The organism is Chitinophaga sp. 05T412, from assembly GCF_056396465.1.
Window position 1 is genome coordinate 16426 of sequence record NZ_JBFTLN010000027.1, and the last position, 25097, is coordinate 41522.

Annotated in this window: 22 protein-coding genes and 3 tRNA genes; 16 read left to right on the forward strand and 9 right to left on the reverse strand. The window is 45.5% G+C overall.

Translation table 11 applies throughout. The features are described 5' to 3' along the window. Nucleotides 1–20 precede the first annotated feature (20 nt). Entirely contained in the window at nt 21–5081 is a 5061-nt protein-coding gene (locus tag AC1DFM_RS34125; RefSeq protein ID WP_477081264.1) for a hypothetical protein, read from the reverse strand. A gap of 546 nt (nt 5082–5627) precedes the next feature. Here AC1DFM_RS34125 and AC1DFM_RS34130 point away from each other — a divergent pair. The 7 genes from AC1DFM_RS34130 (at nt 5628) to AC1DFM_RS34160 (ending at nt 10468) form a co-directional block, all read left to right on the forward strand. Then, complete coding sequence (locus AC1DFM_RS34130; RefSeq protein ID WP_477081265.1) at nt 5628–5945, forward strand: hypothetical protein; 318 nt, start codon at nt 5628–5630, stop codon at nt 5943–5945. Nucleotides 5946–6113: 168 nt separating this feature from the next. After that, nucleotides 6114–6187: transfer RNA gene (locus AC1DFM_RS34135), tRNA-Arg, on the forward strand. A gap of 178 nt (nt 6188–6365) precedes the next feature. Further along, entirely contained in the window at nt 6366–7478 is a 1113-nt protein-coding gene (locus AC1DFM_RS34140) for an acyltransferase family protein (RefSeq protein WP_477081266.1), read from the forward strand. 194 nt (nt 7479–7672) lie between these two features. Continuing rightward, nucleotides 7673–7746 (forward strand) — tRNA-Arg (locus AC1DFM_RS34145). A 144-nt stretch (nt 7747–7890) separates the two neighbouring features. Beyond that, a tRNA-Arg gene (locus AC1DFM_RS34150) sits at nt 7891–7967 on the forward strand. A 173-nt stretch (nt 7968–8140) separates the two neighbouring features. Beyond that, on the forward strand, nt 8141–9355 hold the full coding sequence (locus tag AC1DFM_RS34155) for a tetratricopeptide repeat protein (protein ID WP_477081267.1): 1215 nt from the start codon (nt 8141–8143) through the stop codon (nt 9353–9355). Nucleotides 9356–9460: 105 nt separating this feature from the next. Further along, nucleotides 9461–10468, forward strand: coding sequence for a glycoside hydrolase family 130 protein (locus AC1DFM_RS34160; RefSeq protein ID WP_477081268.1), 1008 nt, complete (start codon nt 9461–9463; stop codon nt 10466–10468). Here the strand turns inward: AC1DFM_RS34160 and AC1DFM_RS34165 are convergent. From AC1DFM_RS34165 to AC1DFM_RS34190, 6 genes are all read right to left on the reverse strand, one after another. Next, entirely contained in the window at nt 10453–11202 is a 750-nt protein-coding gene (locus AC1DFM_RS34165) for an HAD-IIB family hydrolase (RefSeq protein WP_477081269.1), read from the reverse strand. The two genes, AC1DFM_RS34160 and AC1DFM_RS34165, sit on opposite strands and share 16 nt — an antisense overlap. 9 nt (nt 11203–11211) lie before the next feature. Continuing rightward, nucleotides 11212–13287: a transketolase gene (tkt, locus tag AC1DFM_RS34170; RefSeq protein WP_477081270.1), complete on the reverse strand. Its 2076-nt coding sequence runs from the start codon at nt 13285–13287 to the stop codon at nt 11212–11214. Between the two features lie 116 nt (nt 13288–13403). After that, nucleotides 13404–13817 carry a hypothetical protein gene (locus tag AC1DFM_RS34175; RefSeq protein WP_477081271.1) on the reverse strand — a complete coding sequence of 138 codons (414 nt, stop codon included), beginning with the start codon at nt 13815–13817 and terminating at the stop codon, nt 13404–13406. 8 nt (nt 13818–13825) lie between these two features. After that, nucleotides 13826–14188: a DUF1304 domain-containing protein gene (locus AC1DFM_RS34180; RefSeq protein WP_477081272.1), complete on the reverse strand. Its 363-nt coding sequence runs from the start codon at nt 14186–14188 to the stop codon at nt 13826–13828. A 34-nt stretch (nt 14189–14222) separates the two neighbouring features. Further along, nucleotides 14223–14546, reverse strand: coding sequence for a ribosomal maturation YjgA family protein (locus tag AC1DFM_RS34185; RefSeq protein ID WP_477081273.1), 324 nt, complete (start codon nt 14544–14546; stop codon nt 14223–14225). A 166-nt stretch (nt 14547–14712) separates the two neighbouring features. Next, nucleotides 14713–15042 (reverse strand): KGG domain-containing protein, encoded by a 330-nt coding sequence (locus AC1DFM_RS34190; RefSeq protein WP_477081274.1) that lies wholly within the window; start codon nt 15040–15042, stop codon nt 14713–14715. A gap of 158 nt (nt 15043–15200) precedes the next feature. Between AC1DFM_RS34190 and AC1DFM_RS34195 the strand changes: the two genes are divergently transcribed. The 3 genes from AC1DFM_RS34195 to AC1DFM_RS34205 all read left to right on the forward strand — a co-directional run bounded on the left by AC1DFM_RS34195 (nt 15201) and on the right by AC1DFM_RS34205 (nt 17046). Continuing rightward, entirely contained in the window at nt 15201–15746 is a 546-nt protein-coding gene (locus tag AC1DFM_RS34195) for a DUF6496 domain-containing protein (RefSeq protein ID WP_477081275.1), read from the forward strand. A 172-nt stretch (nt 15747–15918) separates the two neighbouring features. After that, nucleotides 15919–16098, forward strand: a complete 180-nt coding sequence (locus AC1DFM_RS34200; protein ID WP_477081276.1) for a hypothetical protein — start codon at nt 15919–15921, stop codon at nt 16096–16098. Between the two features lie 66 nt (nt 16099–16164). Next, complete coding sequence (locus AC1DFM_RS34205; protein WP_477081277.1) at nt 16165–17046, forward strand: mechanosensitive ion channel family protein; 882 nt, start codon at nt 16165–16167, stop codon at nt 17044–17046. Here AC1DFM_RS34205 and AC1DFM_RS34210 read toward each other — a convergent pair. After that, nucleotides 17043–18173 carry a histidine decarboxylase gene (locus tag AC1DFM_RS34210; RefSeq protein WP_477081278.1) on the reverse strand — a complete coding sequence of 377 codons (1131 nt, stop codon included), beginning with the start codon at nt 18171–18173 and terminating at the stop codon, nt 17043–17045. The two genes, AC1DFM_RS34205 and AC1DFM_RS34210, sit on opposite strands and share 4 nt — an antisense overlap. Before the next feature lie 166 nt (nt 18174–18339). Between AC1DFM_RS34210 and AC1DFM_RS34215 the strand changes: the two genes are divergently transcribed. Beyond that, nucleotides 18340–18804 carry an Lrp/AsnC family transcriptional regulator gene (locus tag AC1DFM_RS34215; protein WP_477081279.1) on the forward strand — a complete coding sequence of 155 codons (465 nt, stop codon included), beginning with the start codon at nt 18340–18342 and terminating at the stop codon, nt 18802–18804. On the opposite strand, the gene AC1DFM_RS34220 is transcribed toward AC1DFM_RS34215, so the two are convergent. Further along, complete coding sequence (locus tag AC1DFM_RS34220; protein WP_477081280.1) at nt 18805–20631, reverse strand: tetratricopeptide repeat-containing sensor histidine kinase; 1827 nt, start codon at nt 20629–20631, stop codon at nt 18805–18807. A gap of 413 nt (nt 20632–21044) precedes the next feature. Here AC1DFM_RS34220 and AC1DFM_RS34225 point away from each other — a divergent pair, with 413 nt between their 5' ends. The 5 genes from AC1DFM_RS34225 (at nt 21045) to AC1DFM_RS34245 (ending at nt 25085) form a co-directional block, all read left to right on the forward strand. Next, nucleotides 21045–21323 carry an Rdx family protein gene (locus AC1DFM_RS34225; RefSeq protein WP_477081281.1) on the forward strand — a complete coding sequence of 93 codons (279 nt, stop codon included), beginning with the start codon at nt 21045–21047 and terminating at the stop codon, nt 21321–21323. Between the two features lie 48 nt (nt 21324–21371). Beyond that, a complete protein-coding gene (locus tag AC1DFM_RS34230; RefSeq protein ID WP_477081282.1) occupies nt 21372–22556 on the forward strand; it encodes a BamA/TamA family outer membrane protein in 1185 nt (394 codons plus the stop codon). An 81-nt stretch (nt 22557–22637) separates the two neighbouring features. Then, nucleotides 22638–23648, forward strand: coding sequence for an outer membrane beta-barrel protein (locus tag AC1DFM_RS34235; RefSeq protein WP_477081283.1), 1011 nt, complete (start codon nt 22638–22640; stop codon nt 23646–23648). A 183-nt stretch (nt 23649–23831) separates the two neighbouring features. After that, a complete protein-coding gene (locus tag AC1DFM_RS34240; RefSeq protein WP_477081284.1) occupies nt 23832–24638 on the forward strand; it encodes a DUF6630 family protein in 807 nt (268 codons plus the stop codon). A 90-nt stretch (nt 24639–24728) separates the two neighbouring features. After that, complete coding sequence (locus AC1DFM_RS34245) at nt 24729–25085, forward strand: hypothetical protein (protein ID WP_477081285.1); 357 nt, start codon at nt 24729–24731, stop codon at nt 25083–25085. Nucleotides 25086–25097: the final 12 nt, after the last annotated feature.

Here is a 25097-nt window from a genome sequence, read left to right on the forward strand (position 1 = left end):
TAAATTTTTTGATGGGGTTATTAACTTAATTCTCTTTTTTCCTGCCAGGTAGTATCAAATTCAAAATGGATAACAAAAGCAACAGAGATATCCAGTGCCAGTTCTACCTCACATTCCGCATATGATTTTTCTACGCCGGCTTCTAACTCTTTTACTTGTGCTCCTTTGGCTTCAATAGAAAAACTCACGGAAATAATACCACCCAATATTTCAGCTTCCGCTTTGAATATCATCAATACCCAGTTGGTACCGCTCTCGAATTCATGCTCAACGCCCATCGCAATTAATGCAGCTGCTTCAATAATATCTGCAATATTTATCCTGAGCTCCGCGCCCACCGCTATTTTGAAGCTGGTTTTAACACCTTCCGCGGAATCAATTTCCACCTCGAATCCAATAATGCCGATGAAATAAAATCCAATAACAGGACTAATCGTAAATATCAGAATATGGATCTCTCCTTCGATTTCGATGTCAAGTCCGCTTGACAATGCCCCCGAGGAACCAAATTCACTCACYGCACTGCTAAAATCTCCTTTCTTTGGCCAGGTAAAATATGCTTTCAATGAAAGTTCTAATCCCAGGATAAGCACGGGAACAGTAGGAGCCTCAACGCCAGTTTCAAGTACTGTTACATTAGCCACTTTTATTTCAAGACGGGAAGGAGCTTTAAACTCCAGTTCTACCGGCATGATCATTTGCATCTTGGGTTGCCAGGTATCCACTGTGGCATTACCCATGTTTACCATGATGGCTTTCGCTAAATCAAAACCGCCGAGAAAGCTGATGATGTCAATGATGGGTTGAAGAACCGAGCCATATTTAATGGTTGGTTGTCCCATGTTAGGCTTCTGATCAGCCGCTGCAGCAAAGCTGGTCGTTAAGGTGGTGATGCCCGGACAGGATGGAAGGTCCGTCACAATACTTATTTTATCCATGCTGGCAGACCACGGAACGCTGGCATTGGAATCAAACGAGTAGGCAACAGCTGTAGTTCCGCCACCACCAGCTGCATCCGCATAATCAACATAAATTCTTCCACCTCCTTTATTTACCAGATCTCTCGTGTAACCTCCGGGAACAAGATAATTACCACCGGAATTCAATTTTAGTTTTCCTGAACCGAGAATTTCCAATACCGTTCCGCCACCTCCCAGCGGGAATGTGGTATTTACATTCGGGAAAATACCTACTGAGCCAAGTAATGCATAGCAGTCGGCAAAAAATGGCGTGAGTGTACTTCTGATATTTGCATCATTACGTTTGATAGTAGGTCTGAGAAAAAGGACTTTCTGAGGGCCGGTAGAATGAAGGATACCATAATCTGAGTTAGGCGATGAGGTTTGCTTTAAATCCGCAGCATCAGCAAATCGATATGGCTTGGAATTAGATTTGATAATAACTGGCGGGAACTTCTTCTTACCGGAAGTATTGAGTTTTCCTTCACGGATAAGCGGGTATCCGCTATCTCCATCAATCGTAATAATATCACCTGATCCCGGTTGCGTTTTTACCAAACTCCAGGAGCCCTCTTTTGGAAGGTAAACAGATCCCTTTGCCGTTGATACAAAAAACGATGCCCCTGCATCATTCACGCCAGTTACGTCCACCCGCAGGCAACGCATCAGCTGACCGGATTGACCAACATTTATCACACAATCAACAGGGCCTCCTAAAGTTCCTTCGCTATTCAGGAAATTGAAATATTGTAATGGGGTGAGTAGTTTTTGGTAGGGGCCTAATTGCACAAATCCCCGTTGGCCTTTGCTCGGAACATATCCATTGAATGCGCCGGTTTGAACATCTTCTATCAGCACATCGGCATTGAAAAAAACTTCCTGCATAATCACGTCATCATTCGGATCAGCCGGATTTGCCACATCTGTATAAATGCGTCCGGTATCACTTATTTCCGTTACGTTGTATATTCCTTTGATCACGCCAGGATGCGTTTCAAACGGATTGGGATGAAATATTTTTTTGGTTGCATCAGCAGGATCTGGTGTATAGAATGAAAAATCATATAGGCCAGCTCCCTGCGCTTTCCATCCACTGTCGTGTCTTGTAACACCGCCCCCCGTTGTTCTTTGAATAGTGATGGTGCGGACAACCGGAATTGCCCACGGATACAGCAGACTTTTTACCTGTATTACTTCGTGAGACGTTCTTCCTACAATCACATCAAATTTAGCCTGGCTGGTAGCCGCAATGACTGCATTTGGATTCAGCCAGTTACTGAAGATGGAGGCACCGTAGCCGGAGATATCCATTCGTTCCAGTGGCACCCGCGGATCTCCTCCTCCGGGTCTGAATTCACCGTTAAAAATGATGTCAACCACCGGACCAAGCACACTATATGGGTTTCCCATGCCATCCACGGGAATATTTCCGGTCAGCAGATCAATAAGATTGCGCAATTGAATGGTGGCTCCCTGGAAGCCGGGCGACTCCATATCCGCACCACTGGATGGAGAGGTGGCCATCATCGAAATTTGAATACCGCCCTGTACCTGCTGATCAAAATCCGGGGAGTTTAAGGCAACTGTTGCCCCCTGTTTTGTTGTATCATTGGGGTTATCCATTACTGCAACAGATTTCATCCCGAATGGAAGGGAGAAAAGCGTCACCAGTTTTTGTGGGTCGCCCGCTTTATTATATTCCGCAATGAATTTGGCAATGGCGGGTATCGGGGCAATTGGAACAAGTTCATTGGATGCCGTGCCGATAATGGTAGGATCACCTGTATTGGCCGACGTAACGGGAGATGGGAACGGTGGACTTATAGCTGGATTTTGAATGGTTTGTAAAGGTTCCCACTGCACCTGAGGCAATGTATATAATCGTGTATTGAAAGCGTAGGTAGTAAGGTCCATGTCTTTCACCTGGAAAGGGAAAACCCGGCTGACTACTTTAAAATCCTTTGTATCGTTGTTGTGGGAAAGACCAACCCCTACACCAAAGAGATCGGCATTGGTGGATACATCCAGCAGGAAGAAGCTTTCATTGGTGGTGTTTAATTCTTTATTGAAGCGGTTGCGCAATTGCTGACTATTGGCTGCATCTTCCTGGTAAACCGCAGCAGTATTGTTAAATCGTCTGGCGAATGAAGTGAGGGATGCCGTGCTGAAAGGTGGTGTTTCCCCACCCGCTTGTGCAGTTTCTGTATTGTTATTTGCAGTATCGGTTTGCAGCGATGAAATATTTTTCGACCAACCTGTCACGTTACTTTCAATGGCTGTAAGTAGTTGGGGATTGGTGGAATCAGGCAGAAAGAAAATCTGCAGATCCGGAGTTGTGGGATTATTCCATTGAATAGTTGCGGCGAGACTCATCCCGATTCCCGGTGAAGAAGAATAAGATAATCGTTCCCGTGATGGCCCATACAGATAGAAATTTGTTACGTATGGATCGGGGAGGGTAGGAAGAATAAAATATAATGGGCAATCCAGGATTACGGAGCCCTGATTAATGGTGGTTGGGGTAGCCAATTTGCCAATCATCAGAAAATCATCCACTGGTGTTGTTTTGAAGAATGCATTTCTAAGGGCGAAGGAAATGGGATCTATCGTTCCAATTTTTTTTGCCAGTGATAATTGTTGCATGATGTTCAACGCAAGTGCGTAAACAGTCCTTTCACCTTTTACTTCAAAAAGTACCAGGTCAGCAGAAGGGGAGGTAATGTTGAGGCGATGATGATCCGCTGTAACAGGTTGATCAATCGATGCCGTCAATGATTGTCCGTTTGATTTTATTGTTTCTGCACCGCTGCTAAGGCAGTTGTAGAATAGCTGAACAGGTTGATTCCAGGTCAGATCTACCCTGGATCGGATCAATTTTTCCTTTTGACTTTCATTCCACAATTCAAAATATTGCTTTGCTTTTTTCGAAGTGGCAGCAGGTGCAGTGATAGCTATTCTGCCAGGTTCGGCTAACAAATAGCATTCATTTAGTTGAATAGGTCCTTTAGCCAGTCCAACCCATGTTGCGTTGATACCGGGATTTAATTGTAACACGATGGCGCCTGTTCCGGCTGCATCTCCCAGGTTAGTGATGGATGAAGTGGTAACCGGTAATGCCCAGTAAGTATTTTGCAAACCGGCTTTGCCAGCTGGTAGAAATAATTTTGATTGCGCATGGCTGATTTGCAGAGAATTTGAATCGGACGCGTTTTTATAAGGAACCAGAATCCGGTTCAGCAACTGGTTATAGGCGGGAGTTGCTTTTTGAGGCTTCAGCGCAAATTCATTTTGATAAACACGCAGATCCATATCCGTTCCCAATACCACCGCCACATTGCCCGATCCAACATTAATAGTTACTTTTTCGGGCAATTTGATGTTGAGATGCCTTGCATCTTCGCCGGTRGGGGTATCGTTGGCCGGTTGATCCGCGGGCTGATCCAGGTCAACTATGAGTTCGCAAATATCGTTGTTCCCGATAACGATAGTGGTTCCGCCGGAAATGGTTACCGGATCATTGAACCGCAGTATTCCACCTTTTATTTTCAGGCCGGTGAAGGCGCCAGCAGGAGCAGATGGCGTAATCAATTGCGAACGAATCCAGATACTGCCTGCGTTGAGTTTATATTGATGTTGGCTGGTAAGTATACCATGGAATGGTACCATCAGGAATTGATCMGTACCACGTTGAACAATTACGGTAGTAACTATTTTATAGAAATCCCACCAATACCATTTCCCATAATTATCAACGAAAGGTCCAAGTGTGTGATCTACCGCCATGCCAGCAGCCCAGGACGGGGTGGCATCCGGCACCTGGCTGGTAATGACCGGGATGTCCCGCCGAACAACACTATAATTCGGAGAAGCGATTCCGTTCACGGCTTCGGGTGTCGTGGCAGCATCACTGACTTCCTGCGCCAGGTCTGTTGTCTTCGATAATGTTTGAAAGTTTAACCGATCAATCAGGCTTAATCCTTTTGGGATGGCGTCAGTAACTGTTTGATCATTAAGTGTGGAGGCTAATTCTTTTTTTAATTGCTCCACCTGTGCCCGCTGTTTATTGGATGTTAGGTTTTCGGTGAGCGTTGCTGTAAGTAACGCTGTGTTTTTGGGGTTCATACGAACAAAGTTTTTAATGTTAAAACCTGTCTGAAAACGAATACATGCTTTCTTTACGATGCTCTTGTTGGGAATTGTTTTTCGGGGTATGACTTATCTATCTGATGTAGGTCCTGTCGTAGCAGACATTTTTTTAGGCGTTGTATACAATTGGCAAAAGGGCACAAATGAAGTCGGATATCTGTTTACAGTTGCGGCTCTCTTCGCATTACCATTCCATTGTAAATGACGCCTGATGTAGTGTATGATTTGTCTGCTATGCTGTATGGGGTTAGGCGCGATCCGGTTCCTGGTTAAATCTTTTATTGGGGTTTTAGTTAAAGTGGCGCCTTATTGTTGCTATTTGACTGTTAAAGTATCGCTATTTTTTTTAATTAAAAAAAATATGTTTAGATAGCGCAGGGGCTTGCTTTGAACATATTCAGGAAGCCGGATATATGAACATGTCTAGTGAAAAATAATGCCTGGAGCGGTATTAAATTATATAAATAGTTTATATATTGTTTCCCATTGCGCTGTAGCGCTTAACCCTTTTACACCTATACTATGATATTTTTCTATGGCCGCAGAAGTTTGCTGATGAAATCATTTCAACTGGCAGATATAGGCGTGTTCAGCGATGTACCTGATTTTGTACAGTTTGAACTTCGGCAGAATTATGCCCATCTTTATTGGATTCCGCTTTTTCCTTTGGGTAAGATGTGGTGTGTTCGTAAAGCAGACGACAAGTTATACGAAGTGAATGAAGAGCTGTTACCATTGCTGGAGGCTTTGCCACACCCATCTATGTCATGGGTGGCTTTTTTAGGCCCCATATTATTGGTAGCAGGGTATGTGTTATACAAGTTAGGATTGTTTTTTTAGGGAGATAAATACTTCTTTTTCGTTTTGATAATCCGGTAAAATGGCCGTCCATAGCTGTTTTCCCGGATTTTTTTATTAGACGTATATACGTCGGCGATAGTGCCATCCGAAATTTTTTTTGGCTAGAATAAAAAGTTGTTACATATTTGCACTCCCAAACGGGGAAACGGCTCCGTAGCTCAACTGAATAGAGCATTTGACTACGAATCAAAAGGTTTCTGGTTTGAATCCAGACGGAGTCACAAAAAAAGCCTTCAGGTATTACCTGGAGGCTTTTTTTATTTTGCAGCCTTCTCTTTCTTTCCCGCCTTTCTTTTTTTATATTTATCTTCTTACTAAGGCGGTAGCCGCCTATTATAGCCATTTACCGGAACCGTCGCCATAGGCCGGCGGAAGAAGGAAGTTAAAAAATAAACGAACATGCCGATAGCAATAAAGCAGCGGTTACTATCATTGGATTTTTTTCGCGGCGTGACGGTAGCCGCCATGATACTCGTGAATAACCCCGGCAACTGGAGTTATGTATATCCGCCACTGGAGCACTCCAAATGGAATGGTTGTACGCCCACCGACCTGATTTTTCCCTTCTTCCTGTTCATTGTAGGAGTATCTGTTTCCTATGCATTGGGAACTCGCCGGGAAGATCCCACGCAGCACAAAGCGCTTATCTGGCAGGCTTTGCGCAGAGGTGCTACTATTATTGCGCTTGGCTGGTTACTGAACCTTTTCCCTAAATTCAATTTTGCTACCCTCCGGTTTCCGGGTGTATTACCACGCATCGGTGTGGTGTTCAGTATTTGCGCAATTTTGTTCATTAAAACAAGCCGTCGTACCCAAATATGGATAGGGGCTGCGCTATTACTGGGCTACTGGATAATCATGACCTGCATTCCTGTACCCGGCGTGGGGGCTGCTAATCTGGAGCCGGAAACGAACCTGGGAGCGTGGCTGGATCGCCTCGTGTTTACACCGGCTCATTTGTGGAGAGGCTCTAAAACCTGGGACCCTGAAGGCATTCTCAGTACAATTCCTGCTATTGGCACAAGTATATTCGGAATGCTGGTGGGCAGTTGGCTACAGCGTAAAGACCAGGAGCCGGCAGTAAAAGTGTCCTGGATGTTTGTATATGGCTTCCTGGCGGTGCTGCTGGCGTTGATCTGGGATCAGTTTTTCCCGATTAATAAATCACTGTGGACAAGCTCCTTTGTATTATATACTGGTGGCCTGGCTACTATGGCCCTGGCTACCTGTTATTGGCTGATTGATGTGCAGCAGCGGCAGCGCTTTCTGACGCCCTTTGTGGCGTTTGGCCGCAATGCGATTACGGCTTTTGTATTATCCGGCCTGGTGCCGAAGCTGCTGGGTTATATACCAGTGAAAGATACCAACCTCCATGAATGGTTTTATCAAACGGTTTTTGTGAGTTGGTTATCGCCTTACCATGCCTCGCTGGGAGCCGCCATCTTACTGGTATTGGTGATCCTGATTCCGATAGGATGGATGTACCGCAAAAATATTATCATTAAAGTATAAGGGGGCTTTGGGGTACTAACGTAATTGTATATACGAAATAATTTTAGGCCAATAGGGATGCCTGAAATGTTGCGCCTATTGGCATTTTGTTAAATTACGTATACCCGTTGACGATAGTGTCCGAAAAAATATTTTAATTTTTTTTTTGTTTAATTTAAAACAAATCCTACATTTGCAATCCCAAACGGGGAAACGGCTTCATAGCTCAACTGAATAGAGCATTTGACTACGAATCAAAAGGTTTCTGGTTTGAATCCAGATGAGGTCACAAAAAGATAGAAAATGCTGCATCAATTGCAGCATTTTCTATCTAAAAAAATAATCTGACGAAAAGCTATCAGATATAAAAACTTGAAAAATAATTTGTTAGAATAAAAAATTATTCTACATTTGCAATCCCGAAAGGGGAAACGGCTTCATAGCTCAACTGAATAGAGCATTTGACTACGAATCAAAAGGTTTCTGGTTTGAATCCAGATGAGGTCACCAACGAAAGGACGAACAAGGGTTACACCGGGTTCGTCCTTTTTTTATGCCTGCTGTTCCAGGGCCTCCTGGCTTTATTGGTAGCATAATAGCTGCCCCAGCCTCCAACATCTCCAGTTAATATTTTTTAAATAATATATTTTTATATTCTAATGTTTTAGAATATGCTTCCTTCTATGTCTGATCAAATGGCAGCCGTAATGCTTGATGCGCGAAATTTCAGCGTCAACAAGAAAATTTATTATATAGACAGCCTCTTGTTATTGCAAGTGCTATTGCGCCGGGACGATTTTTTACTACCTATCCCGGAGGAAGACAGGAAACTATTGCGGGATCGGCTAAGCGCATACTATTGGCCAGAAATAAATGTTACTCCTGATCTGGAAGATGTTCCCATTACAGTAGAGCTGGAAGAACTCCTGCTCGGGGCATCGAAACTAAAACAACACGCCTTCTCTGGGCCGCCTTTAACAGCGGAATACCTGATGTTAGCAATGCTGAGCGTGAATGGGCCATGCAGGCATCAATTAGAAAAGGTGGGGCTTATTTTTGAAGATTATCTGCAGGCGTTACAACAGCAAATTAGACTGGAGTTGGAGGAGGAGTTAGGAGAAGAAGTACAGTATACGCTGAAAATAAACATGGAGGATGCTGCCAGTGAACCTCAAAGAGATGCATTCCGGGAAGGCCTGACCCGTTTCTTTTCGGGAAAGTCTGAAAGAAGAAAAATAGCCGGGAAATACTTGTTGATAGCCAGGTATTATTACCGGTTTAATCACTTAAAGCTATGCCGGAATTACTGTTGGTACGCATTGCAGGCTAGCCCGGATATTACAGAGGCTTATGTTTTATGCGCCAGTACATGGATGAACGAACGTGCCTACGATAAAGCATATCCCCATCTGAAAGACGCATTGGCCCTGGATGCCGACAATATTGACATTCTCGAAAACATGGGAAGGTGTCTAAGACAAATGGGCGCTCCTGAAGAAGCTGCCAAAATTTATCATCAACTGCCTCACGAAACCGACGATTTTTATCTCCTGAATAATCTTGGATTCTACTATGCGGACACTGGCGAGTATGAACAAGCGATCAGTATGCTGGATAAGGCTATTGCATTGAGCAATGATGAATATGGCGCCTTTGCCTATAACAATAAAGGCTATGCGCTGATGCAACTGGGCCAACTGGAAGCTGCCCGTGAGCACATATTAAAATCGCTCTCGTTGCATAAAGGGAATGCCTATGCGTACCGCAACCTGGCGCTCCTGTATCTGAAGGAAAATAATCGCGTTGCAGCTAAAGAAGCACTGCTACAGGCCAAACGATTTCGGTTTGCCGCAAACTATGGTCCGGAAGTGGACGAGCTGCTAACCACACTCGAATAGTACTAAGTTTCTCTGAAAAGGATGTTGGGTTCCGGTAAAAAACGTTACCTTTTATAGGTTGTTATCTGAATATTCAGTTTTGCCCAAAAAAGGAAACCAGGAACTATGATACGGATCAAAAAAGAAGGTGAGTTGCTCAAACCCACTACGCTGGAGTTTGAAAATGAAGGCGTATTAAACCCTGCCACCATCAGAAAAGGCGATGATATTCTTTTTTACTATAGAGCTGTGCAAACGGGAAACCATTCCAGTATTGGCTTCTGCCGGCTTAGCGGTCCGCTGACCGTTACGGAACGATGGACTAAGCCACTGCTTTTTCCGGAGCACGACTACGAGTCCAAAGGGCTCGAAGATCCGCGTGTGGTAAAGATTGACGATGTATATTATCTCACCTACACGGCCTATGATGGCGCGAATGCCTGCGGCGCACTGGCTACTTCTACTGATGGTATTCATTTTGAAAAGAAGGGCTTGATTGTGGCGCAAATGGACTTCCCGACATTTAAAAAACTGGCGTCCACAAATTTTACGCTTAGTGAGAAATACACAACGTACAACGACTTTAACCCAAAATTATGGGATAAGGATGTTGTTTTTTTCCCGAGAAGAATCAACGGTAAGTTGTATTTCCTGCATCGTATAAAGCCCGATGTACAGCTGGTGGCAGTGAATGATTTATCTGAACTAACGCCGGCTTTCTGGGAGGATTATTTTCTGCATTTAAAGGATCACATCGTACTTTCTTCCCGGTATGCACATGAAATAAGCTACGTGGGCGCTGGTTGTCCGCCGGTGGAAACGCCGCATGGCTGGTTACTGATTTACCACGGGGTGCATCAAACGAAGCATGGATACGTATATGTAGGCTGTGCTGCTTTGCTGGACCTCGATAATCCGATGAAGGAAATAGCCCGCCTGCCTCATCCTATACTGGTACCTGAGCGGGTTTGGGAGGTTAGGGGAGATGTAGATAATGTGTGTTTCCCTACAGGCACCGCGGTATTCGACGACGCCTTATATATTTATTATGGCGCCGGCGATGAAGTGATTGCCACCGGTGTTGTTAGCATCACGGAATTAGTCAACGAGTTACTTGCTCATAAATCAGCATAGCAGGCTACAATGGTAGCAATCACCCGCTTTGTTTCTTCCGGATCACGCACCCGGATGCAATCTACACCGGCTTCTTTGGCAGGGTAGTCGTTACCCCCGGGAAAAATGGCGTCACCTGCAAAGAGCATTTCTGCAATGGTGAGGTGTAAGATATCTTCCAGCTTATGGATGCCGTAAGCCTTGTCGATCCCCGGTTTGGTGATGTCAACAGAAGTGGTGCCCCCCAGGTTCACAGAAAATTCCGGGATAAGCTGTGCCAGCAAGGATTTCATCTTTTGTCGTTTTGCAAAATCCGGGTCCCATTTTTGTTTTTCTGCCAGCGGTGCCTGCTGTCCCAATGCAGAAAAAGTAATTTGACTGCCACGGTCTTCTATCTGTTCTCCCCATAGCTGTGGCGGCGTATAGCCGAGTTTCACGACTACATTATTTAATGCCGTAATGATTTTTTCTTTCTCTTCCGCTGTAAAATTTTCCGCATATAATAAGGTCCAGCCGTTGCGGTATTCATAAAACTGAGTACCGCAGGTAGGCAGAATAGATAGCTGTTGCAGGCGGTCTCCCGTGGGGAGATGTGCTAACACCTGTTTTTCAAATTGTGGCCAGGCACCACCGGAAATAACGGCTACCCTGGCCACCTGTAGCAGGGAAAACAATAATGCGCTCATTTCGTCATCTATGGCAGATTTGCTTGGCGCCAGCGTGCCGTCGAGATCGAAGACCACCAGTTTTTTCATAGTTCGTAATTATTTATTTAATAACGCTAACGCCTGTACGCAAATGTTGTCAGCAGTGAAACCGAATTCACGAAGCAACACCGGACCGGGCGCAGAGGCGCCGAAACGATCTATCGAAATATTGATCCCTTTATCGCCGGTATAACGTTGCCAGCCCATGGAGATGCCCGCTTCTACAGATATCCGCGCGGTAACGGCGGCGGGTAATACCTGCTCCCGGTAGGCGGGCGACTGTGCCTCAAATAATTCCCAGCTTGGCATGGATACAACGCGAACGGATATACGTGATTTTAGTTTTTCCTGTGCAGTGAGTGCTAAATCTACTTCAGATCCGGTAGCAATGAGGATCAGCTCCGGCGCCCCATTCGGCGCCTCCGAAACAATATAGGCGCCAAAGCGCAAGCCATTAGCCGCCGCATATTTACTGCGATCTATAGTAGGAACCGCCTGCCGGGAAAAGATCAGTGCTACCGGTTTATCTGGTAGCAATATCGCCATTTGCCATGCCGCAATGGTTTCATTGGCATCACCCGGACGAATCACCACCAGGGCAGGAATAGCCCGCAGGGCGGCCAGCAATTCCACTGGCTGGTGTGTTGGGCCGTCTTCTCCCATGGCAATGCTGTCGTGCGTAAACACGTATACTACTTTCAGTTCCGATAACGCCGCCAGTCGTATCGAAGGCCGCATGTAATCTGAGAACGTCAGGAAGGTGGCGCAGTAAGGAATGATACCACCATGGGCCGCCAGCCCGTTGGAAATAGCTCCCATGGCATGCTCGCGTACACCGTACTGTATATTTCTGCCTTCGTAACTCCATACACCACCGGCGGCTCCCTGCAGGTCGCCGTTCTTCATCAGTGGGCTTTCAAAGTTACCAGCGTCTTTCAATTCTGTATTGGTAGAGGTGTTGAGATCGGCAGAGCCACCAATCAGCCCCGGAAGGTGCGGGAAAAAGGCCTGCATGACTTTGCCGGAGGCAGCTCTGGTAGCCAGTCCCTTCGCGTCGGCCGGGAAGGCGGCTATATCTTTATCCCAGTTTTCCGGTATATGTCCGTGTATCAGGGCGCGCAGCTCTTTCGCCAGATCCGGGTATTTCTGCGCGTAAATCACCATTTGCTCTTCCCATTTGGCACTTTCCCCTTTACCAACGTCAATGGCAGTACGAAAATGAGCAGCTGCTTCCGGAGGCACCAGGAAATCCGGTGTGGTGGGCCAGCCCAGGTTTTCTTTGGTAAGCTTTACTTCGTCCGGACCCAGGGGAGAGCCATGGGCGGCGGTAGTGTCTTGTTTGTTGGGAGAACCATAGCCAATATGGGTGCGCACCAGTATCAGGGAAGGCCGGTCGGTGACCGCCTGTGCAGCGCGGATAGCCTGATCGATGGCATCGAGGTCGTTGCCATCGGCCACTTTTTGGGTATGCCATCCGTACGACTGAAACCGCAGGGCGTGATCTTCTGTAAAGGTTACTGGTGTAGCAGAGGCCAGGGTAATGCGGTTATCGTCATATAAATAAATCAGTTTACCTAATCTCAGGTGTCCGGCCAGGGAAGCAGCTTCCGCGGCCACTCCTTCCATCAGATCCCCATCGCTCACCAGTGCGTAAGTGTAGTGATCTATCACTGCATCACCGGGACGGTTATACTTTGCCCCCAGGTAGGCTTCTGCCATGGCGATGCCCACACCATTGGCAAATCCCTGTCCCAACGGGCCTGTAGTGACTTCCACGCCGGGAGCCACGCCCCGCTCGGGATGCCCCGGGGTTTTACTGCCCCATTGGCGGAATTGCTTTATTTCTTCCAGGGATAAATCGTACCCCGTGAGGTGTAATAAACTATACAACAACGCAGACCCATGGCCGGCAGACAATACAAAACGGTCCCGGTTAAACCAGTCGGGGTCAGTAGGGTTATGTCTTAAAAAACGGGACCAAAGCACATAGGCCATCGGAGCAGCACCCAGCGGCAGTCCGGGATGCCCGCTATCAGCTTTCTGTACGGCATCTACAGAAAGAAAACGGAGTGTGTTGATACATAGTTCATCCAGTGCAGCAGGATTCGGTATAACCGCAGTATTGGTACTCATGGAGCTGTCTTTTTAAAGGTGAGATCACACATAGGTCAACAAACATCATGCTCATAAGGTTGGCGGAAATCTCCGGCCACATTCGGGGTTAACGATAAGGTAAAATGAGAAGAGAATTATTCAAACAGGGAAAGCTCATCACGGGTAACGGCGTGAAAAAGATTCTGCAGCTGGTGTACATGTACAATGGGCCGGCCATAGGCTACAAGACCTTCTGCGGCATCGGTAAGGGGCTGAAATACCCCTTTTTCATGCCGTACGTGCACACTGTGCAGCCGGTTGTATTTCAGGGAATATACGTTTACATCTTCTCCATAATCAGGATCTCCTTTGATAAAGCCAAACCTGGATAACAGGTAGATGTCCAGGATCACCGGGTTGACTTTATCAAAGGGGAGTTTACTGCGTGGTAATCCCGAATTATAGACATAGCCCTCCAAAATGCCTTCTACTATAAAGGCTGCTTCCTCCATGTTGTAATCAAACCAGGCAACATAATTTCCAATCCGGATATCTGACGCGTCTATCATAAAATGGGTTAAGCCAGCAAAATTAGTAAAAGCGTCACCAGTGCGGGTAGTGCCTGCACGAAAAATATCTTTTTATCGGCGGTAAGGGCGCCGTATAAGCCGGCTATTACAATACAGCTCAGGAAGAAAATGGCTACGCGGGCCGCCCATACAGGATCGGTAATGAAGAAAGTCCAGGCCAGACCTGCTGCGAGGAATCCGTTATACAAGCCCTGGTTGGCTGCCAGCGATTTGGTGGGAGGAAAGAGTTCTTTGGGGAACTGCCGGAACACTTTAGGGCCCCTGGAAGTCCAGGCAAACATCTCCAGCCAAAGGATATACAGATGCTCCACCATCACTAGTGCGATCCCGATTTTAATCAATATCAGCATAATGGAATTGTTAAAGGATACCCAATAAATATACTCAAATTATCTTTTCCAGGAGCCATGCCACACCCAGTGCAATGATGGTACCTACCGCATAGCATACGCAGTCGCTCCACAGAAACCCATGTCCCAGGATAATGCCGGCAGGCGTATTACGGAATTTTACGGCCCAATCGGCCTGGTACAGCTGCTGTACTTCAATGAGGATACATACCAGATAGTTGCTGATACCAATTTTCCATAGTGGGGTAACCGGATAGAGGAACCGGATACCAAAGAAAATACAGGTGGCGGATAATACATCGCCGCCGTATACGCGCATCAACTCGGGGAAATACTGGGGAGCCCATCTGGTGGCCAACCCTAAAGGGATATTCAATAAAATGAGAAGGAAATAGCACCAACGCCTTTTTGCTACCATAGGTCTAAAATGCAATAAATATAAGAAAGATATTCTTATATCAGGCGCTCCGGGGAGAAATGAATCTGTGTTGTTGCACTAATCAAAAAGCAATAACCCGCTTGGGTTATTGCTCATTATTATTGCTTTCGTTTTCTGCGTTGTTTTTCTTTTTTCCGCGGTTAGTACCACCTTTACGGCCTATGGCGGCCATGTGTTCGCGGTTTTTGCTTACTGCTTCGCCACCTTTCTTACCTGCTGCACGTGCTTCTTCAGAAGTGAATTTATGAGCTACTCCCTGCTGATGCGCAGCTTTTCCCCCTTCTCTTGAAATGGCACGTTGCTGTTCAGGGTCCATAGAAGCAAATCCGCGTTTACTATGCTTGCTTTTCTGATCTTGATTTTTTTCAGCTGCATGGGCAACTGGCGTGGCATGTTGAAATCTGATGTCTTCCATAATCCTGAAGTTTTATAGTGATAGTAGTTAAAAGAGTCGGTAATAGCGATCAAGATATGTGCCACCGCCAGGACTCCGTACTATAGCAGGTATTGGGCGATGGGGCGCAAATGAATAGGGCAATACATTCCACAATCCATAGAATTTTTAACACACTTTTGAGGCAGGTTCCCCATTTTATCCCACTGAAGTCCTTCATTTTCCGTGGCTTATATTTTGTTTTCACTATACTGTTATTCTTTTCCTCAACCCATCTAAATTTTTTTGTTATGGCAAAGTATTCAGATGAATCACAACGTAAAGTGAAAAGAGCAATGCAGGAAATGCATGAGGGTAAACTGAAAAGCGGAAGAAGCAACAGAAAAGTTACGAATCCTAAGCAAGCTATCGCCATAGGATTATCTGAAGCAAGAGAGGAAGGTGCAAAAGTTCCTAAAAAAGCTGCCGCTAAGAAAGCCCCTCCGAGAAAAATGGTGGCTAAACAGCCTACCACCAAAAAAGTAACTGCCAAAAAAGCAACTGCTAAAAAGGCGGCTCCAAAGAAAATCGCTGCGAAGAAAACAACCGCCAAAAGAACTACTGCTAAAAAAACTATGGCGAAGAAAACAATGGCTAAAAAGACAACTGCCAAAAAGGCGACCGCTAAAAAAGCCGCTTCAAAAAGAAAGTCAACCGCCCGTAAAAAATCAGCCGCAATGGCCTGATCCCAGTCGTTTTTTATAATGACAATATATTCATAAAGACCGGTCAATACACAGCACCGGTCTTTATTTGTGGTATATACCTTGCAGCATATAAGGTATGGAAAAGCACAGCATTACTGTGATCATAAAAGGTAAGCCCTACGGTTTGGTTATCACAATCGACAGGAGCGCTTTGGAAACAGCATTTCAGGTGATTCCAGATGTCAGTGAACACGTATTGGACGAATACGAACCCCATACCGCCACTTTTACAGCCGATCACAAAGATACCCCGGAAGGAAGTCTGCGTACCGTGGAGTCAGAGCAAATTGCCCGTATTATCTGGGAAGAAATCCTGGATAAAATGAAATAACTCCCGCTGGCTTCATAATTTTAAAATCACGGTTGTACCTTCGCAGCAAAGCGAGCGAGTATAGCTATGATGGTAACCGATAAAACGTACAAGAACGCCAATCGCAGGGAACGGATTATTTTCCTGGTAAAACTACTGGTGTATCTTGGCATTGTATATTTCAATCTTGAACATCCGGCCGTTTACGACAAAATTGTATGGCTGTTTAAACTGACCAATGCACTTTCTTTTTTCCTGGGCGCTAACCTGGTGATTTCCCTGGCGTGGCTGTTGATTTTATCGTGGTACACCCGCCGGAATAGGAGTAAACCTATTGAAAAAGATAACTTTGTACTGGGTATTAACAGAATCACTTCTGTACTCAATACCATCTTCCTGCTGTTGGCTATTACCTTTTTCTTTGGTGTAAATCCCCTGCAGTTTGTTACCAGCATTACCATCGTGGCAGCAGCGATTGCGCTCCTCACGAAAGATTATATCACCAATATGATCAATGGTCTGATCATCATGTTTTCCGATCAGCTGTCACTGGGCGACCAGGTGCGGATAGGTGAGTACAAAGGACGGATCATGGATATCACCCTCATCAACGTGGTATTGCTGAATGATGATGATGACGTTGTCATTATTCCCAACTCCGTTGTTTTTACCACCACGGTATTAAACCAGTCCAAACAAAACATCAAAAAACTGACCGTTGAGTTTGAACTGGATCATAAGCATCCTTTTACGATCCGTGGATTGGAAGATCGACTGAGAAGCAGCGTGGCGGAGTATTCCCGCAGTTTTACGCCGGAAAGTTTTTCCCTGAAAACCATAGAAATCAAGAAAGACTTTGTTCAGTTTAAAGTCCAGCTGGTGATGCCGTTAGCCAATAAGGAAACGGAACGTCAGATCCGGCGTGCCCTCAATACCGCCATCCTGGCCATTGCAGAAGGACAGGATTAAACCGTAGCCATAGCGGCGGTGAGGGTGGCAATAAATTCATCTACCTGCTMTTTATTTACATTAGGCATGCAGATAATGTGTGAGTAACCACCTTCAGAAGCCAGTTGCCACTTACGGCGAATGCTTCCGGGAGGGTCCGGAAACACCACCGTAATAGCATTGGGGTTGCGCCACGCAGGAATGCCGATATCATTCAAACGGCTTACTGCGTAGGCGGCTGTTGCTAAACTATGCATGGCCCGCTCTTTTAATCCGGCGATGCCCAGCGATTGGATAGCATACCATAGGAACAATGGACTATGGCCGTTTCTTGAACCGGTGATGGTGGTGTCCATACTACCGATGTACGCTACAGACCGGGCTATTCTGTCGCGGTTTGATTTTCGCGCAATGACCACACCACAGGGTATGGGCGCGCCAATAAATTTATGTCCGCTGATAGCGATACTATCTGCTCCATCTGCAAAATCGAAGGCGGGCCTGGGTTCCAGGAACGCGCTGTAACTCCCTGATAGCGCGCCGTCGGCGTGAATGTAATGATGCTTGATCGCGAGGTTTTTAAGGATACTTTTAATCCGTTTTACATCATCCCTGGCTTCCGTCATCGTAGTACCAATGTTGGCCAGCATAATCACCGGTAAGTGCYGGTTCATACGGATGGTGTTTTCCAGATCTTCGTAGTCTATTTCCCCGTTGGGTAAGGTGCGGATAATAATTCCCGGCATATTCAACAGGTGCAGGTTTTTCTGTACACTATAGTGCGTAGCTTCAGAATAGTATACCATGCCTTTAGGGTATAGCTCTCTTGCGAGATATAAGCCATATAAATTGCCCTCAGACCCGCCATTGGTTACATAACCCCACCAGTCATCTTCGGGTGCACGGAAAAGGTTCGCAAAGAAAGATACCACCTGCTTTTCCATCTCCCTGGTACCTACAGCATAAGTAGAAGGTACAAAAGGATCACCAAGGTTGTTAAGCGGATATTGGAGAAAAGGCAACAAGGGACTATAATCAAAATCTTTTGATACGGGATAACCCAGAAAATCTTTGGTACGGGATTGTACCTGCGCCAACAGTTCATTTAGCGCGGCTGTATCAGCAGCAGCTAACCGGTACTCTTTCATAATCGTTAATTACAGGTGTATGATGCTGCTAAATTAGGGGATACTAATTTAATTTAACTACAGATGTGTTGACAATAGAAAATATATACTAGTTTTGATTATTTAGTAGTTTTCGAAGACTATTTGGAGCGAAATTATTGCTATTGTAAAGAAAAATATAACTACCATGGATATACTGGATAACACGGACCGTCGCATTTTACAGGTATTACAACAGGATGCACGGTTAAATACCAAAGAAATTGCACATCGTATAGGCTTATCCGTTACACCAACGTACGAACGGTTAAAGAAAATAGAGAAGAGTGGGGTGATAAAAAGCTATGTCACGCTACTACATGGCGATCAGGTAGGGAAGGCCCTCATGGCCTTTTGTAATGTGTCGCTGCGACTGCATTCACAGCCGTTGATTAAGAAATTTGAAACGGCTATTGCCGGCATGGAAGAGGTGATGGAGTGTTATCACGTGGCCGGGACCTATGACTACCTGCTCAAAGTAGTAGTAGACGACATGCGCAGTTACCAGCACTTTTTAACCAATAAACTGGCCGCAGCAGAGAATATCGGACAGGTACACAGTTCCTTTGTGATGACGGAAATTAAGCATACTACAGCGTTTGGACTGCTCTGATCAGCGCCTCAACACCCGGACGCCATTTACCGGATGATCCTGTACCACCATGGTGTAGGCCCGCGGATTGATTTCTGAGTCCTCTGATAGGGGAAGGGTGAAGGAGAAACTGCTGCCGGTACCAGGCATACTGTTAAACCAGATTTGCCCATGGTTGCGCTCTACAAAGTCTTTCGACAGATGCAGTCCCAAGCCACAGCCCTTTTCATTCTGGGTACCAGTAGTAGAGTAATAGATATTAGAGAAGATGCGGTGCTGGTTTTCCAGTGGGATACCGGTACCATTGTCTTTCACCGTGATTTCTGCGATGTCGTTGCCAATCTGCGCGCTAATCAACACTTCACCGCCGGCAGGCGTGAATTTAATGGCATTGTTGATCAGGTTACGCAATACCAGCCGGATCATATCGGGATCAGCATATACCATGATGTTTTTATTCAATTCATGCGACAACTTCACCTCTTTTTGTCTGGCCAGGGTTTGCAATAAATCAAACTCCCGGCTGAGCAACATGGTGAGATCGAAATCATCCGGCTTTACCCCAATGCCTTTCATTTGATTGCTGGCCCATTGCAGCATGTTGTCCATCATATAGGCCGTATTTTTCACATCTCTCCACAACTCATCGGTATACATCCGGAACTGGTTGGCATCAATTTTCTCGTCTTTCAGCAGGAAAAGTAATCCTTCCAGGATGGCCAGCGGAGAGCGGAGATCATGGGAGATGACCGAGAAGATTTTATCTTTTACCTGATTCAGATTTTCCAGCGTCGCATTTTGTTCCAGGATAATGCGGTTCTGCATGGATACTTCCTGGTTCTTGTTGTTCAGCTCCAGGTATAGTTCCTGTTGTCGTTTATACAGGCGGTATACCATCACGGTGATCAGCAACAGGGCCAGAAACAGGGCAGCAGCGGATAATACCAGTACCCGTTGTTGTTGTATGGTGGCCAGATGCATATGTTGTTCCTTCTTCAGCAGCACATTTTCGCGTTGCTTTTTTTCCGCTTCATATCTTTCTTCCGAGCGGGAAATTTGTCGTCCTTTTTCTGCGTTGAAAAAGTCAATATTCCGGGCGCTGTATGCTTTGAAGTCGGCAAATGCAGCAGCATAGTCTTTCCGCGCAGAATCCAGTTCATACCGGATCTTATAATAAATCAGTTCATTTTTGGCGTTGCCGAGTTTGTCGTTGAGTTCTTTGGCGTTGTCGAGGTTTTTATCGGCGCTTTTTACATCGCCCAGCATGATTTGTACTTCTGCGAGGTTCAGACTGGCCTTTACTACGCCGGGTAAATTGCCGGCTTCTTTATAATACGCGGAGGAGAGTTGGTGAAAGCGCAGTGCGTCGGTATATTTTGCGGTTACCATCGCAATAATACCCATGTTTTCATAGGTATATGCCAGGCCACGTTGATCATTTAATTCCTGTTTTATTTTTTCTGCCCGTTGCAGATAATACATAGCGGAATCATACATTTTCAGGGCAATATAGGCACATCCGATATTGTTGATCGTTTTGCCAATCTCCGCTTTTTCATTTCGCTTCGTTTTGATGGCTAACGATTTTTTCAGGTATTGCAAGGCATCCCGGGGACTGTTTAGCTCCGTGAAAATATTGCCGACATCATTATTTAAAACGCCCAGCATATATGATTCGCCGAGTACTTCCGCCAGCTTGAGGGCATTAAGGGTCAGCTGCATTTGCTGATCCAGATGGCCTTTGGTATTTTCTACGAGCGCCAGGTTGCGGAGGGCCCATATTTTCCCGGGTATATAGTGCAAACTATCACTCAACAACAGGGCTTCTTCTCCGAAGCCGGCTGCCATAGCCGCGTCTTTAGTGAAATATAATCTGGAAACCTGATTCAACAGTTTGATTCTAACAGTATCTTTTTGGGAATGAGCATGAAGCGATGATAGTAATGAATCATTGGTAACCTGCTGCGCTGCTACCGCAGGCGACAACAAGAAAAAGTAAAGTGGGATTAATATACATTTATTCAAAGGACTGGCCGGCAGCATAGTGTATAGTGTTGGCAGTGACAAGTGTGGAGCGATTCGGGGACGGTCCACCTTAATATAGGTTAAAATTAAAGATAATGTGCCACGATTCAAAGTAAGTTGACATAAAAAGGCCAATGTATTTAGTGTTATGCCCTATAAACCAAATAGGGTCGTATCTTTCCCAAAAATTTTTATTTTTTATCTGCCTACGTCCATCTTTATAAATTATAATGCTCATGAAACCGGTTATTACCATAGAATACTGCCCTAAATGCGGATGGTTACTGAGGTCTGCCTACATGGCCCAGGAGTTACTGACCACTTTTACGGAGGAACTGGGAGGGGTTACCCTGCGTCCCAGCGAAATTGGAGGAACCTTTACTATACGGCTAAACGAAGAAATGATATTTGATCGTAAAACGGCCGGGCACTTCCCGGAAATTAAGTTCCTGAAGCAGCTGGTACGGGATCTGGTAAGTCCGGAGAAAAGTCTGGGGCATTCCGATAAACCATAATATAGACAGGCGGCGATGGCTTTGCAAATTTCTTTACATTTGCAGCCTATGTATAAACACCTCCATATCACCGCTTTATTGATTTTATTGGCCGCAGGCGCCCAGGCGCAACAGGATAGCGTTCCCCATACAGCTGCCTCACCCGAAGGCATATACGATAGTGTGGCGGTACGGAGGCGTAGTTTTTTTCCTATACCGGTGTTGGGCTATTCCCAGGAAAAAGGATTGGAGATAGGCGCCGCTATGTTATATTCTTTTTATACAGATAATAAAAACCCGGACCCGGCTACACGTAATTCGTCCATAAATCTCATTCCGGCTATCACAACGGAGCACCAGTTTAAAATAGATCTCAAAACAAATATCTGGACCCGGTCTAATACCTGGCATTTCAAAACAAATCTCCGCTACCAGAACTATCCGTTATACTTTTTTGGTATCGGCGATACTACCCATCATGACACCCGTTCACTGGTAGACAATATTCGGTATAGGGTGCAGCTGGAAGGGGAGCGGCGTATCAGTGGCCACTTCTATGCCGGTGCGTCCATTCAGTACCAGCACGACACGTATAGCAGCGGCGACGATAAAGGCGTATATACCACTATGCCGCTTACGGATAAGTATGGCGGCCATGTTACCTTCCTCGGGTTAACAGGTATTTTCGATAACCGTGATAACCAGAATTATACCCGTTACGGCTGGTGGCTGAGGCTTAATGTTGCCTATGCACCTGCTTTCCTTAGTACACAGCCGCTCTTTAAGATCGATGCACAGGGCACCCATTTTATCGCTATCTCCAAAAAAAGTACCCTGGGCTTAAATGGTATTTTTAATAGCCTGCAAGGAAAAGAACTACCATTTTATTTATTACCTGAAATGGGTAATGACCTGATCATGCGGGGATATTATACCGGGAGATATCGTAACCAGAACTATTTGGCGGGACAAGCCGAGTATCGTTACCTCATAGATCCTAAGATGCGTATCCATATCTGGTTTGTAGATATCAAGCCTAAGTTTGCCCTGGCAGCTTTTGCGGGTACAGGTACGGTGTTTGCCAACCGCGATTTTCATTTCGACGGATTTAAGCCCAGTTACGGTGCAGGTATCCGTTATTTCTATGATGAAAGCGCCCGGCTCACGATTCGTATAGACTATGCCGTAGGAGAAAAACGGAATGGAGAATCCAGACAAAAAGGATTATACCTGTCGCTGGCAGAAGCATTTTAATGAAATGGTGTAAGTGATGGTTATTTGGTAATAATTTGTTAACTTTCAATAGATTAATTCGTTACACCAAAACCATTGCATATGAAAAAACTACACCTGTTTGGTGCTGCTATCCTATTTACGGCCGTTGCTGTTACTACCCAGGCCCAGGACATGTCTAATTCCACCAGCCCCGCTCATTCAAAATGGTATTTAAAAATTGCCGGCGGTTATTTTTTTAGTGTATCGCCCGGACAGTTTCCCAATGTTGGTCCTTATCCTCCACAGGACTTGCACACAGAATACAACCCGGCTAATCCCAATCCGTTGGACACCATCAGTCGTAAAGTGCTGACAGGTTCCTATGGCCAGGGTTTCCGTGGTGGGTTATCTGTAGGGTACAACATCAATAAGTATCTGGCAGTAGAAGGAACCTTCAATTATTTCCACAGCCAGAAAAACCTGATGACCCGGCAACTCACTACCATAGTGGGTTCTACAAAAGAACTGGGACATGTGGAATCCCATGGTTATGTGAATGCAGTGGACTTTGCACCCAGCCTGGTGGTAAGTCCCGGTTTGGAAAAAGTAAATCCTTATGTGCGCTTCGGTGTGGTGGTACCGTTATGGGGCCGCCTGTACATTGAAACAGATGCCAGCCAGGTAAGCTCTCCTGGCCCAGGCTTGCAGGCGTCTACCGCTATTCACCGCAAAGAAGAAATCAAACCTAACATCACAGTTGGCTTCCAGGGCGCGCTGGGCGTATCTTTCCAGGTGGCTTCCCGTTTTGACGTGTTTGTAGAAGCAGAGTATAGAAATATACCGGTAAAAAGTAAGGAGAAAGAAATTACCCGGTACGACGAAACAACCACCGTGGTGAATGTAGCAAGCGGCACAGTGGTCGCTACCAAAACACGTGGGCTGAGTGATCTCAGCACGGCGGAAAAGAAGACGGAATATCAAACTACTTTAGACAAAAACTCCAATACCCCCATCAATCAACAAGGGACTAAAGTTTTTTACAAGGATGATAGCAAGCCATCCAATGATCTGAAGTCCTATATTAATATTGGTGGACTGGGTGTGAACGCAGGCCTGAAATTCCGGCTATAGAGAGTATTTAGTTGTAATGATATAAATTTGGGGAGATGAGAGCAGAAATATTTGCTTTCATCTCCCCAAATCTTTTACTTTTATATAATTAATGAAACACCAAAATCACGCTGTGGTTAAAACGCAGCGTAGTCTTGAATTTAACAACGATCACTACTCACCCATTTAATTATGCCAGTCCAAATGCCTGATATTTCACGTGAAGATTTTACCTGGTTAACTCAAACCTATGGAAAGGAGAACGGCTATTCCTATATAGACACGAAAGAAAGCGTAGTACACGAAATATTTAAAGATAAGGTGCTGATTGGTACCTCCTTCTTGAATTACGCCTCCTATGAACTCTCCTTTAGTACACCGGGATTATCTATCCGGAAAAGCCGCCTGGATAATTACAAACTCCAGGATAAAGCCGTATTGATTATAGATGAAATGAATGAGGAAGATGAAGAAGAACTGATGCTTCGCTGGTCTAATTTGATACAGGAGCTGAAGTTTCTGGAGAAACTAAAAGGCATGGGAAATGCGCGGGAGCCACTGGCGCAGCTTTACCTCGATATTTTTAATGAAGAGGCGGCAGAGGAACTGATCAGTGGGTTGCCGGAAATTGTAGCCCCTAATGTAATGACCATCTGGGAAGAGCTATATACAGCCTTGTCGGCCAACGGAAACGTAGCAGAGTTTGAGTGGGAGGAATTTGTGACCACAGGTATTCCGCTGCTCAATGAACTGGCGCCATTATTAAATTTGGGTATTATACTGGAAGCACCGGACCCGGACACCTATGGAGAAATGATAGCGGCAGAAGATTTTGCCAAAGAGATGCTGGATTTTGTGAATGAACAACTGTCGCCCTACGACCTGAAAATAGCAGCTGTAGGCCCGGCACTGGATGAATACCAGTCTTTCGCCTGCCTGTATATGCAGGACTACCGCCTGGCCAATGCACTCCTGAAAATGGAAGAATTATGCCTGGTTTGCTTCTTTTAGTTTTATTAAAATTTGGTTAAAATAACGATGCCTGTCTTGCAATACCAGCGGGTATTGAATACCTTAGTGGGTACGTAACTGTATACCACCATGAAATTATTAAGGCATTTTTTTTATGTACTGATCGCCGTGATGATCCTGCCAGCAGCGCAGGGGCCGGTGATGGCAGTACAAAAAACAGCCGTTAATAGTATTCATGAAGCCAGTGTCACCGCATTTAAGGCGGCGTTAAAAGCACCCCGTTACCGGACTACCATTACCCGGTTTAAACGTCGTCCGGTAGGCATCAACGACAGCTACGGACATGAAAAAGTTTGTCCGCCTTTATTATCGGATATTACCGCACGTTTTATTTATGTAGATAAAATCCACGTCGGATTTTATTTTAATCCTTATCTCAGCATTCCCATACCGCTGAGGAGCTGGAGAGGCCCGCCCACCGCCTGATAACCCGTTTTA

Coding starts and splice junctions, on each gene's coding strand:
- AC1DFM_RS34230 (WP_477081282.1), top strand. CDS start 21,372: ATGTATAAACACCTCCATATCACCGCTTTATTGATTTTATTGGCCGCA.
- AC1DFM_RS34245 (WP_477081285.1), top strand. CDS start 24,729: ATGAAATTATTAAGGCATTTTTTTTATGTACTGATCGCCGTGATGATC.
- AC1DFM_RS34175 (WP_477081271.1), bottom strand. CDS start 13,817: ATGATAGACGCGTCAGATATCCGGATTGGAAATTATGTTGCCTGGTTT.
- AC1DFM_RS34205 (WP_477081277.1), top strand. CDS start 16,165: ATGATGGTAACCGATAAAACGTACAAGAACGCCAATCGCAGGGAACGG.
- AC1DFM_RS34165 (WP_477081269.1), bottom strand. CDS start 11,202: ATGAAAAAACTGGTGGTCTTCGATCTCGACGGCACGCTGGCGCCAAGC.
- AC1DFM_RS34235 (WP_477081283.1), top strand. CDS start 22,638: ATGAAAAAACTACACCTGTTTGGTGCTGCTATCCTATTTACGGCCGTT.
- AC1DFM_RS34160 (WP_477081268.1), top strand. CDS start 9,461: ATGATACGGATCAAAAAAGAAGGTGAGTTGCTCAAACCCACTACGCTG.
- AC1DFM_RS34180 (WP_477081272.1), bottom strand. CDS start 14,188: ATGCTGATATTGATTAAAATCGGGATCGCACTAGTGATGGTGGAGCAT.
- AC1DFM_RS34215 (WP_477081279.1), top strand. CDS start 18,340: ATGGATATACTGGATAACACGGACCGTCGCATTTTACAGGTATTACAA.
- tkt (WP_477081270.1), bottom strand. CDS start 13,287: ATGAGTACCAATACTGCGGTTATACCGAATCCTGCTGCACTGGATGAA.
- AC1DFM_RS34240 (WP_477081284.1), top strand. CDS start 23,832: ATGCCTGATATTTCACGTGAAGATTTTACCTGGTTAACTCAAACCTAT.
- AC1DFM_RS34155 (WP_477081267.1), top strand. CDS start 8,141: ATGTCTGATCAAATGGCAGCCGTAATGCTTGATGCGCGAAATTTCAGC.
- AC1DFM_RS34140 (WP_477081266.1), top strand. CDS start 6,366: ATGCCGATAGCAATAAAGCAGCGGTTACTATCATTGGATTTTTTTCGC.
- AC1DFM_RS34190 (WP_477081274.1), bottom strand. CDS start 15,042: ATGGAAGACATCAGATTTCAACATGCCACGCCAGTTGCCCATGCAGCT.
- AC1DFM_RS34220 (WP_477081280.1), bottom strand. CDS start 20,631: ATGGCAGCCGGCTTCGGAGAAGAAGCCCTGTTGTTGAGTGATAGTTTG.
- AC1DFM_RS34130 (WP_477081265.1), top strand. CDS start 5,628: ATGATATTTTTCTATGGCCGCAGAAGTTTGCTGATGAAATCATTTCAA.
- AC1DFM_RS34225 (WP_477081281.1), top strand. CDS start 21,045: ATGAAACCGGTTATTACCATAGAATACTGCCCTAAATGCGGATGGTTA.